This window comes from Nocardioides sp. YIM 152588 (assembly GCF_040191335.1).
Taxonomy (GTDB): Bacteria; Actinomycetota; Actinomycetes; order Propionibacteriales; family Nocardioidaceae; genus Nocardioides.
In genome coordinates this window covers 1-10655 of the sequence record NZ_JBEGDJ010000084.1, presented here as the reverse complement: position 1 = coordinate 10655, position 10655 = coordinate 1, and the positions used below count along the sequence as shown (strand labels likewise).

8 protein-coding genes and 1 pseudogene are annotated in these 10655 nt (G+C 74.1%); 7 read left to right on the top strand and 2 right to left on the bottom strand.

What is annotated here, in order from left to right:
* The 7 genes from ABLM29_RS21505 to ABLM29_RS21475 form a co-directional block, all read left to right on the top strand.
* Positions 1–626: MFS transporter (locus ABLM29_RS21505; RefSeq protein ID WP_349716655.1), on the top strand; the 626-nt coding region annotated here is incomplete at its 5' end.
* 90 nt (positions 627–716) lie between these two features.
* A complete protein-coding gene (smc, locus tag ABLM29_RS21500) occupies positions 717–4337 on the top strand; it encodes a chromosome segregation protein SMC (RefSeq protein ID WP_349716654.1) in 3621 nt (1206 codons plus the stop codon).
* Positions 4337–4786 carry an acyl-CoA thioesterase gene (locus tag ABLM29_RS21495; RefSeq protein ID WP_349716653.1) on the top strand — a complete coding sequence of 150 codons (450 nt, stop codon included), beginning with the start codon at positions 4337–4339 and terminating at the stop codon, positions 4784–4786. Before smc ends, ABLM29_RS21495 begins: the two co-directional genes overlap by 1 nt.
* Positions 4787–4858: 72 nt before the next feature.
* Positions 4859–5770, top strand: coding sequence for an NAD-dependent epimerase/dehydratase family protein (locus tag ABLM29_RS21490; protein ID WP_349716652.1), 912 nt, complete (start codon positions 4859–4861; stop codon positions 5768–5770).
* A 124-nt stretch (positions 5771–5894) separates the two neighbouring features.
* Positions 5895–7787 carry a glycosyltransferase gene (locus tag ABLM29_RS21485; protein ID WP_349716651.1) on the top strand — a complete coding sequence of 631 codons (1893 nt, stop codon included), beginning with the start codon at positions 5895–5897 and terminating at the stop codon, positions 7785–7787.
* A complete protein-coding gene (locus ABLM29_RS21480) occupies positions 7780–8565 on the top strand; it encodes a glycosyltransferase family 2 protein (protein WP_349716650.1) in 786 nt (261 codons plus the stop codon). The genes ABLM29_RS21485 and ABLM29_RS21480 overlap by 8 nt, the downstream gene beginning before the upstream one ends.
* Complete coding sequence (locus ABLM29_RS21475; protein WP_349716648.1) at positions 8562–9620, top strand: hypothetical protein; 1059 nt, start codon at positions 8562–8564, stop codon at positions 9618–9620. Before ABLM29_RS21480 ends, ABLM29_RS21475 begins: the two co-directional genes overlap by 4 nt.
* On the opposite strand, the gene ABLM29_RS21470 is transcribed toward ABLM29_RS21475, so the two are convergent.
* Together ABLM29_RS21470 and ABLM29_RS21465 are read right to left on the bottom strand one after the other, a co-directional pair.
* Positions 9614–10324 (bottom strand): sulfotransferase family protein, encoded by a 711-nt coding sequence (locus tag ABLM29_RS21470; RefSeq protein WP_349716647.1) that lies wholly within the window; start codon positions 10322–10324, stop codon positions 9614–9616. The two genes, ABLM29_RS21475 and ABLM29_RS21470, sit on opposite strands and share 7 nt — an antisense overlap.
* Positions 10321–10655 (bottom strand): annotated as a pseudogene (locus ABLM29_RS21465) (NAD-dependent epimerase/dehydratase family protein); the annotation flags it as partial. The pseudogene ABLM29_RS21465 and the gene ABLM29_RS21470, both read right to left, overlap by 4 nt.

The following is a 10655-nucleotide window of genomic DNA, read 5'->3' as shown; positions in this document are numbered from 1 at the left end:
TGCGCTGGCTGTGGGGCCACGCGGCGGTGCGCACGCTGACCCTGGTGATCCTGGCCTTCAACTTCACCTGGGGCGCCGCGTGGTCGGTGCTGGTGCTCTACTCCCTCGACGTGCTCCACATGGGCCCGGTCGGGTACGGGCTGCTCACCACCTGCTCCGCGGTCGGCGGCGTGATCGCGACGTTCGGGTACGGGTGGCTGGAGCGGCACCTGCCGCTGGCCTTCCTGATGCGTGCCTGCCTGCTCGCCGAGGTCGTCATGCACCTCGCTCTGGCGCTCAACCGGAGCGCGTGGGTCGCGATGGGCATCCTGTTCTGGTTCGGCCTCTACGCGTTCGTGTGGGGCGCCCTGTCCCAGGCCGTCCGCCAGCGGGCGGTGCCGACGGAGTTCCAGGGCAGGGTGGGATCGGTCTACCTGGTGGGCGTCTACGGGGGCATGGTGCTCGGCGCCGCCGCGGGCGGGGCGGTCGCCCACGTCGGCGGCGTGCTGGCGCCGTTCTGGTTCGCCTTCGTCGGCTCCGGGGTGACCCTGGCGCTGGTCTGGCGGCAGCTCGGACACATCGCTCACGCCGACGAGGCCGCGGCCGATGGGCACCGCGTCCCCGACCTGGAGCCTGTTGCCGGTTAGTCTGGTGGCCGCTGGCTTCCCCCGCGGTCACCGCCTCGGCGGCGAGTCGCGCAGCACCTCCGGCACCGCCGACCACCCTGGGAGCCCGCGTTGTACCTGAAGAGCCTGACCCTGAAGGGGTTCAAGTCCTTCGCGTCCGCCACCACCCTCCAGCTCGAGCCGGGGATCACCTGCATCGTCGGGCCCAACGGCTCGGGCAAGTCCAACGTCGTCGACGCGCTGGCGTGGGTGATGGGGGAGCAGGGTGCCAAGTCCCTGCGCGGCGGGAAGATGGAGGACGTCATCTTCGCCGGCACCTCCGGGCGACCGCCGCTGGGGCGTGCCGAGGTGGTGCTCACCATCGACAACGCCGACGGCGCGCTGCCGATCGACTACTCCGAGGTGACGATCAGCCGCACGATGTTCCGCACCGGCGGCTCGGAGTACGCCATCAACGGCACCCCGTGCCGGCTGCTGGACGTCCAGGAGCTGCTGAGCGACTCCGGCATCGGCCGGGAGATGCACGTCATCGTCGGCCAGGGCCAGCTCGACTCGATCCTGCACGCGACCCCGGAGGACCGGCGCGGCTTCATCGAGGAGGCCGCCGGCGTGCTCAAGCACCGCAAGCGCAAGGAGAAGGCGCTGCGGAAGCTGGACTCCACCGAGGGCAACCTGACGCGCCTCAACGACCTGCTCAGCGAGATCCGCCGCCAGCTCAAGCCGCTGGGCCGGCAGGCCGAGGTGGCCCGGCGGGCCGCGACCGTGCAGGCCGACGTCCGCGACGCCCGCGCCCGGCTGCTCGCCGACGACCTGGTCACCGCCAGCACCGCGCTGGAGCAGGAGCTCGCGGACGAGACGGCGCTGGCCGCGCGCCGCGACGAGGTGGAGCGCGCGGTCGCCGCCGGCCGTGAGCGGGAGGCCGAGCTGGAGGCCGCGCTGCGCGAGGACCTGCCCGCGCTGGCCGCCGCCCAGGAGGCCGCGTCCGCGCTGAACGCGCTGCGGGAGCGCGTCCGCGGCACCCGGAGCCTGGCCTCGGAGCGGGTCCGCAACGCGGGCGCCGTCGGCGAGGAGAGCGGGCTGGGCGACCCGGCCCGCGACCCCGAGCAGCTGGAGGCCCAGGCCGAGCGGCTCGCCGCGCAGGAGGCCGAGATCGCCGCGCAGGTCGCCGAGCAGCAGCGGGCGCTGGAGGCGGCGGTCGCCGAGCGGAAGCGGGCCGAGGAGGCCGCCGCGGCCGAGGAGCGCCGGGTGGCCGCGCTGCTGCGCGCCGCCGCCGACCGACGCGAGGGCCTGGCCCGGTTGCACGGCCAGGTGAACGCGCTCAAGTCGCGCGCCGGCGCCGCGGCCGAGGAGATCGGCCGCCTGGAGCAGGCCCGCACGGACGCGGCCGCCCGGGCGGACCGCGCACAGCGCGACTTCACCGCGCTGGAGACCCAGGTCGCCGGCCTGGACGCCGGCGAGGAGGGGCTCGACGCCGAGCACGAGGCGGCTGCGTCGGCGCTGGACGCCATCGACGAGCGGCTCGCCAAGACCCGCGAGGAGGCGCAGCAGGCCGACCGCGACCGGTCCGCGCTCGCCGCCCGCAAGGAAGCCCTCGAGCTGGGCCTGGCCCGCAAGGACGGCGCCGGCGCCCTGCTCGCCGCGACCGAGACCGTGTCCGGGCTGCTCGGCTCCGTCGCCGCCCTGGTCACCGTCCGCACGGGCTACGAGGGCGCCGTCGCCGGGGCGCTCGGGGCCGCGGCCGACGCGGTGGCGGTCACCGACGCCGACGCGGCCGTCGGCGCGCTGGACCACCTCCGCTCCGAGGACCTGGGCCGCGCCGGGCTGCTGCTCGGCGGCCACCCCGACGACCGCGCGGACTGGCCGGCCCTGCCGCCGGGCGCGACGTACGCCGCCGAGGTCGTCGAGTGCCCCGCCGAGGTCCGTGGGTCCCTCACCCGGCTGCTGCACAAGACCGCGGTCGTCGACGACCTGGCCGCCGCGCGCGTGCTCGTCGCCGACCTCCCCGACGTCGTGGCGGTGACCCGCGACGGGGACCTGCTCGGCGCGCACTACGCCGCGGGCGGCTCGAACGCCCAGCAGTCCCTGATCGAGATCCAGGCCGCCGTCGACGAGGCCGCCGAGTCGCTGGCCGAGGCGACCGCCGCCGGCGAGCGCCTGGGCTTCGACCTGGCGCGGCTGGAGGGTGAGCGGTCCGAGGTCCGGCAGCGGGTCGACGTCGCCCTGGCCAAGCTCCACGAGTCCGACGCCACGCTCGCCGCCGTCGCGGAGGAGCTGGGGCAGTACGGCTCCCAGGCGCGCTCCGCGCGGGCCGAGGCGGAGCGGCTCACCGAGGCGATCGGCAAGGCCGAGTCCGCCCGCGAGCAGGCCCTGGTCGGGCTCGCCGAGCTGGAGCAGCGGCTCGCCTCCGCCGAGGAGAGCACCGAGGAGGAGCCGGACACCACCGAGCAGGAGCGGCTGGTCGAGGCGACCCGGACGGCGCGGCAGGCCGAGATGGACTCCCGGCTGGCGCTGCGCACCTCCGAGGAGCGCGGCCGGGCGCTGCACGGTCGCGTGGACGGCATGCGGAAGGCGGCCGCGGCGGAGCGCCAGGCGCGGGCCAAGGCCGCGGAGCGCCGCGCGCGGCTGGTGCGCGAGGGCCGCGCCGGCGAGGCCGTCGTCCTCGCCGCGGGCTACGTGCTGGACCGGCTGGAGGTCTCCGTCGGCCGGGCGGTCGCCGAGCGGACCGCGATCGAGGACTCCCGGCGCGAGCGCGAGCAGCAGCTGATGACCGTCCGCGGCAGCCTGCGCGACCTCGACCGGGAGCACGCGGAGCTGGTCAGCTCGGTGCACCGCGACGAGCTGGCCCGCGCCCAGCAGCGGATGCGGATCGAGCAGCTCGAGGAGCGCGCCCTGGAGGAGCTCGGCCTGGAGTCCGACGCCCTCGTCGCCGAGTACGGTCCCGACCAGCCCGTCCCGGTGCTCGACGCCCCCGAGGACCCGGCCGGCGCCACGGGCGACGCCGACCCGGAGGCGGGGGAGGGCGCGGGGGAGGACGCGGAGCCCCGCACCGTCCCCTACGTCCGCGAGGAGCAGGTCAAGCGCCTCAAGGCGGCCGAGCGGGCGCTGTCGATGCTCGGCAGGGTCAACCCGCTCGCGCTCGAGGAGTTCGCCGCGATGGAGGAGCGCCACCAGTTCCTCTCCGAGCAGCTGGAGGACCTCCGCTCGACCCGCAAGGACCTGCTGGACATCGTCAAGGACGTCGACACCAGGGTGGAGCAGGTCTTCACCGAGGCCTACGCCGACGTGACCCGCGCCTTCGACCAGACCTTCGCCCGGCTCTTCCCCGGCGGCGAGGGCCGCCTGGTGCTGACCGACCCGTCCGACATGCTGACCACCGGCGTCGAGGTCGAGGCCCGGCCGCCGGGCAAGAAGGTGAAGCGGCTCTCGCTGCTGTCGGGCGGTGAGCGCTCGCTGGTCGCGGTCGCGTTCCTGGTGGCCCTGTTCAAGGCGCGGCCCTCGCCCTTCTACATCCTGGACGAGGTCGAGGCGGCGCTGGACGACACCAACCTCGGCCGCCTGCTGGAGATCTACGAGGAGCTGCGCGAGAACTCCCAGCTGCTGGTGATCACCCACCAGAAGCGGACCATGGAGGTGGGCGACGCGCTCTACGGTGTGACCATGCGCGGGGACGGGGTCTCGGCCGTGATCAGCCAGCGCCTGCGCGAGGACCAGCGAGAGGAACAGCCCGCCTGATGCCCGCAGACCGCCCCCACCGCAGCGAGTACGTCGCCTGGCGACAGGCCACCACGCGGTGGTCCGACGACGACGCCTACGGCCACCTCAACAACGCCCGCTACTTCGACCTGATCGACACCGCGGTCAACGCCCACCTCGCGGAGGCGACCGGCACCGACATCCGGCACCTCCCGCAGATCGGCGTGGTCGCGGAGGTCTCGTGCCGCTACTTCGCGGAGATGGGCTACCCGCGCCCGGTCGACCTCGGACTGGTCGTCGACAAGGTCGGCGGGTCGTCGGTGATCTACCGGATCGGGCTCTTCCAGGGCGACCCCGACGGCGAGGGCGCGTTCGCCAAGGCCGAGGGCCGCTTCGTCCACGTGTACGTCGACAACACCGACCCGGCCCGGCCGGTCACCCCGCTCCCGGACGCGATCCGGTCCGCCGTCGAGCCGCTGTTGCGCTGAGGCCGGTCGTGCGCGGCCCCGGGCCGCCCGACGGTTAGGGTGGGCTGACGTGACACGAGTGAAGGATGATTCGTGAGTAGAGTTCTGATCACGGGTGGAGCCGGCTTCATCGGCCGCCACCTCGCGGACCACCTCGTCGCCGCGGGCGACGAGGTGACCGTCATCGACAACGAGAGCCTGGGCAGCCGCGAGCACCTGGACCTGGGCGCCGTCCGGTTCGTCCACGGCGACCTGCGCGACCGGGACACGCTCGCCCGCGCGCTGGAGGGTCAGGACGCCGTGGTGCACCTGGCCGCGGACACCCGGGTCATGGACAGCATCGAGAACCCCGCCCACAACTTCGACAACAACGTGGTCGGGACGTTCAACCTCCTCGAGCTGAGCCGCGAGGCCGGCATCGGCCGGATCGTCGCGGCCTCCACGGGCGGCGCGATCCTCGGTGAGGTGGAGCCGCCGGTGCACGAGGAGATGGCGCCGCACCCGACCTCGCCGTACGGCGCCTCGAAGCTGATGCTCGAGGGCTACCTGAGCGCCTACGCGAGCTCGTTCGGGCTCAGCGGCTGCGCGCTGCGGTTCTCCAACATCTACGGGCCGCGGTCGTTCCACAAGGGGTCCGTCGTCGCGCACTTCTTCAAGCAGATCCTGAGCGGTGACCCGCTGGTGGTCTACGGCGACGGGGGCCAGGCGCGCGACTTCCTCTTCGTCGGCGACCTGGTCGCGGCGATCCGCGCGGCGGTCGGCAGCAGCGCGGAGGGCGCCTACCAGCTCGGCAGCGGGACGCCGACCACGGTGAACGAGCTGCTCGACGCGATGCGCCGGGTGACGGGGCTCGAGCTCGACGTGGTGTACGAGGACTTCCGGGCGGGCGAGATCCTGCGGACCTGGTGCGCGATCGACAAGGCGCGCGACGCCTTCGGCTTCGACCCCGGCACCCCGCTGGACGAGGGGCTGCGCCGTACCTGGGAGTGGTTCCGCGCGCAGTGAGCGCCCGCCGCCCGGCATCGACAGCGGGCGGTCGCGTCGGGGCACGCCCGGCTGGTTAGGGTGAGTGCCGCCCGCTCGGGGCACTGTCGAAATGATCTGGCAGCGTGGGAAGAGGAGGCATGGGGTGGCAGGCCGTGTGCACGAGCAGTACCTGCGGCTGAGGCGCGCCGGCGGCCGCGTGCGGCGGTCGGCGACCGGTCGGCGGTCGACGACCCCGCCGAGTGCCGGGGCCGCGCCGGTGGGGCGGCTCCCCGAGGGGGTCGAGCGACGGACCACGAACCTCGGTCCGACCGTCGACGAGGCCGTCCAGCACGCGGAGAGCCGGATGCGGGTCGGCGTCAGCGCCGAGCAGGACCTGGTCCGCGCGCACTTCGACACCCTGCACTACCTGCTGCAGCGCCGGGACCTGATGTGGACCGACGTGGACCTGGTGGCGCACTTCCTCGAGCACGGCGTCGCGGACGGGACGAGCCCCCACCCCGACTTCTCGATGGCGAACTACCTGGCGCAGCGCGCCGAGGCGCCCGACGGCACCCACCCGTACGTCGACTGGCTGCGGCGCGGACGCGCGGCGGGCGAGTCCGCGGACCCGGTGCCGCGGCCCGACCTCATCGCGCCGCTGATCGGCCTGGAGCCGGCGGAGGTCGTCGACCGCCTCGGGGCCCGGCGCGCGGACCTCAACGAGCGGCTGCGCACCGGGACGCTGGGGGAGATGGTGGCCCGCGCCGCGGAGATCGAGCCGCTGGTCGGCGCGGCGTGGCCGGCCGTCACCCGGTCGCTGCTGTTCCCGTTGACGACCCCGGACGTGGTGGCGGGGATGTCGGCGCTGCACCGCTCCCACGAGGCCGCGGGGTTCCGCCGTGCGCGCGTGGTCCTCGTGGTCAACCGCGCCCGCCGGGCACCGGACCTCGGCGTCGAGGGCCACCTGACCCACGCCCTGGCCCGGCACGTCGACCCGTCGGAGATCGTGGTGATCCACACCGACGACAGCATCGCGAAGCCCTTCGACCGGCACCCGCCCGGCGTGCGCCAGGTGGACCTCGCGCGCTACCTGCGCGACCTGCCGGGCGAGGACGAGGAGGTCCGCCAGGCGGAGGCGGAGCAGACGCTGGTGACGCTCCTGCGCACCTTCCACGCCGACGCGATCGTCAACGTCCGCTCGCGCCTGCTCTTCCGCGCGATGCGGACCTACACGCTCGCCCTGTCGGCGTCCGAGCGGCTCTTCCTCTGCCTCAGCGGGAACGAGCAGACCCCGATGGGGACGTGGGACGGCTGGGCGCCGCACTACTTCTACCGGACGTTCGACCGGATCGCCGGCGTCATCACCGACAACGCCCACTTCCGCGACCACCTGGACGCCACCTACCAGGTGCCGGCCGGGGACCGGGAGCGGATCCACCTGCTGCGCTCGCCGATCGACCCGGTGCCGGCACCGGTGGTCCCCGTCGCCCGCGCGGCGGACGCCCGGCCCCAGGTCTTCTGGGCGGGGTCGTGGGGACGGCAGCGTCGCGTCGAGGCTCTGCTGGAGATCGCGACGGCGATGCCGGACGTCGACTTCCGGGTGTGGGTGGACGGTCGCGCGCCCGGCGGCCCGTTGCCGCCGAACGTCGTGCTCGAGGCCGGCCCGTCCGTCACGGCCGGCCTGCCCCTCGAGGAGGCCGACGCGTGGCTGCACACGGCGCGCTGGGACGGCGTGCCGCACCAGCTGCTCGAGGTCGGCGCGGCCGGGGTCCCGGTCGTGGGCACCCGGGTCGGCGGCACCGGGGAGGTGCTCGGCGACGACGACGCGTGGCCGGTGGCGGAGACCGCCGGCGCGGACGCCTACGTGCGCGCGCTCCGCTCGGTGCTCGAGGCGCCGGAGGCGGCGCGGGAGCGCGCGGGCCGGCTGCGGGCCAGGCTGCTGGCCGAGCGGTCGGTCGACCGCTTCGCCGAGGCCGCCGCCGGGCTGCTGCTCGGCGAGGAGCCCGCCCCGCCCACGGACCGCGACGAGCCGAAGGGGGCCGCGCAGGATGACTGACCTCTCCCTGGTGGTGACCGCCCACAACGAGACGCTGGTGTGCGGGCCGACGATGCACTCGGCCGACCTCGCCGTCGCCGCCGCGCGCGCCCGCGGCTTCACCGTGCAGACCGTGATCGCGCTCGACCGGGCGACCGAGGCGACCACCGCCTACTTCAACCAGCCGGCGTTCGACCACTGGGAGCGCTGGGTGATGACCGAGGGCGACCTGGGCCGGGTGCGCAACGCCCTGGTCCCGCGCCTGGACGGCCGGTTCGTCGCGTTCCTCGACAGCGACGACCTGTTCAGCGAGAACTGGCTGGCCGAGGGCGTCGCCGCCCTGGTGGCGGCCGAGGAGCGGGGCGAGCGGGTGATCGCCCACCCGGAGGTCAACATGATCTTCGACGGCGTGCGTGCGGTCCTGCACAACGTCGACTCGGACTCGGAGCTGTTCACGCCCTACTTCCTGGCGCTGCGCAACTGCTACGACTCGCTCTGCCTGACGCCGCGCGAGGCACACCTCGACGTGCCCTACGTGCACCGGGACATCCCGAACGGGCTCTCCTACCAGGACTGGCAGTTCGCCGTGGAGACCCTCGAGCGCGGGTGGCGCCACGTGGTGGTGCCCGACACGATCATCTTCAAGCGGCGCCGCGACTCGTCGCTGATGATGGAGAGCAAGCAGCGGCGCTCGCTCACCCGCTCGCTGCCGGCGCTCGCGGTCGACCGGATCCGGGACCTGCGCTCCGGCCGCGGGCGGCTCCCCGCTCCCGAGCGCGGCACCGGCGCGGGCGCATGACCCCGCGGCGTGCGAAGGACGTCACGCTGGTCCTGCACGTCGGGCTCCACAAGACCGCCACGACCTACCTGCAGGGGCTCTGGAGCGCGCACCGCGCCGAGCTGCTGGACGCGGGGGTGCTCTACCCGACCACGGGCATCCCGGTCGGGGACCGGCCCCGGACCCGGGAGGGTGCGCAGTCGGGGCACACCCTGTTCGCGAGGCCCCGCGTCCGCCACCGGGCGCTGCGGGCCGCGCTGCTGGAGGAGCTGCCCGCGTCGGTCTCGACGGTCCTGATCTCCTCGGAGGAGTTCGGGCGCCCGACCGGCGGGCCGACGCCGGACCAGCTCCTCGCCCGGTTCTCGGGCTTCGGCGGGGTCAAGGTGGTCCTCGTGCTGCGGCGCCAGGACGCATGGGTCGAGAGCTACTACAAGCAGATCGTCGACCAGTACGCCAACCGCGAGACCCGCTCCCTCGACGAGTTCGTCCGGGACCGCGGGCCGGAGCTGCTCGACTACCACGCGCGGTTCGCGCGCTGGCGGGACCTGGTCGGCGCCGAGAACTTCCACGCCCTGTCCTACGACGACCTGCGCGAGGGGGCGGCGATCAGCCGACGCGTCCTCGAGGTCGCCGGCGTCCGGGGGCCGGTCCACGACCGGCTCGCCGCCTTCACGCCGCCGCGCTACGACAGCGTGCGCGGGATCGACACGCTGGGGCTGCGGATCCTCAACGCCTACCGGTTCGAGGACCGCGACCTCCGCACCCGGGTGGCCCGGTCGATCTACGACCTGGCCCCGGCCGGTGACCTCGAGCTGATGTCGGCCGACACCCGCCGGGAGATCCGGGAGCTGTGCGAGCCGGTCAACGAGCGGATCGAGGCGGAGTGGTTCGCCGAGCCGGTGCCGGGGCTGCGGTTCGGCGCGGCGCCGCGCGCGGCCGCGACGCCGCCGACGGGCAGCGAGGTGTTCGACTACGTCGGGCGCGTGATCTCGGCGTGCGAGGCGGCGCGGCCGTCGCCGACCGACGCGGACGCGTCCGGGGCCGCCGGGGCGGACCCGGACACGTCGCGTCAGTAGCCGTAGATCTCGAAGTCGGCCGCGAAGACCTGCTCGACCCGGCGGACCAGGTCCGGCCGCCCGTCGTACACGCTGGTGCCGTCCTTGTGCTTCGAGGTGTTGCGGACGCCCAGCGGCACCTTCGGGAGCCCCGCCTCCTCGCGGATCCTCTCGAGGTCGGCGTCGAACGACTCCAGCCTGCCGACCCTGTCGTAGGTGACCAGCGGGTGGAACAGGTTGAGGTGCTGGGGACGCCAGTGCGGGTTCATCTCGGCCGGGGACTGCTGTTCGACCGCGTCCAGGAACTGCTCGAACGTGAGCGAGGAGTCCTCGTCCTCGGGGAGGCCGAGGACGCGCTGCACCTCCGGCCGCCACTGGCGCGAGTGCACGATCTTGTCCCAGTACGCCGACTCGAACCGGCGCACCGGGTTGCGGACGAACGTGAAGCGGTAGGCCGACCCGGACAGCATCCGGGAGACCTCCGGCCAGCCGACGTCGGTCACCAGCGGGAGGCGGTGCTGGGTGTGCATGTTGCCGAACTCGTGCTCGAAGTCGTTGGTGTGGATCCGGTCGAGCCACAGCAGGAGCGTCGAGCACGCCGCCTTCGGGTTCTTCACGTAGACGACGCCGAAGTCGGGGAGCGGGATGATCGTGGACTTGAGGTTCCGGTGGGGGAAGCCCTCCTTGATGGCGCGCCGGGTGACCGACGGCCCGGCGTCGGTCATCGTGCGACGTCCTCCGCTGCCCTCGCGGCCGCGGCGTCCTTGCTCCAGACCGAGACGCAGGGGATCTTGCTCCGGTCGCAGCGGTCGGCGTACTTGCGGGTGATCTCGGTGACCTCCTCCATCAGGCCCTCGCTGAGCGTGATCGGCGTGAGCCCGAGGTGCAGGAACCGGTCGTTGGCGACGTGCAGGTCGTTCTCGTCGGCCTCGTTGCGCGGGTTGGGGAGGTTGGACACGGCGACGCCGGTGCGGTCGGAGATCATCTTCGCCAGGTCGCGGACCCGGTGCGTCTCGGTCATCTGGTTGAACACCGAGACCCGGTCGCCCTTGGCCG

Excerpts from the sequence above, each read along its gene's own strand:
- ABLM29_RS21475 (WP_349716648.1), top strand. The coding sequence starts at position 8,562 with ATGACCCCGCGGCGTGCGAAGGACGTCACGCTGGTCCTGCACGTCGGG.
- ABLM29_RS21480 (WP_349716650.1), top strand. The coding sequence starts at position 7,780 with ATGACTGACCTCTCCCTGGTGGTGACCGCCCACAACGAGACGCTGGTG.
- ABLM29_RS21495 (WP_349716653.1), top strand. The coding sequence starts at position 4,337 with ATGCCCGCAGACCGCCCCCACCGCAGCGAGTACGTCGCCTGGCGACAG.
- ABLM29_RS21470 (WP_349716647.1), bottom strand. The coding sequence starts at position 10,324 with ATGACCGACGCCGGGCCGTCGGTCACCCGGCGCGCCATCAAGGAGGGC.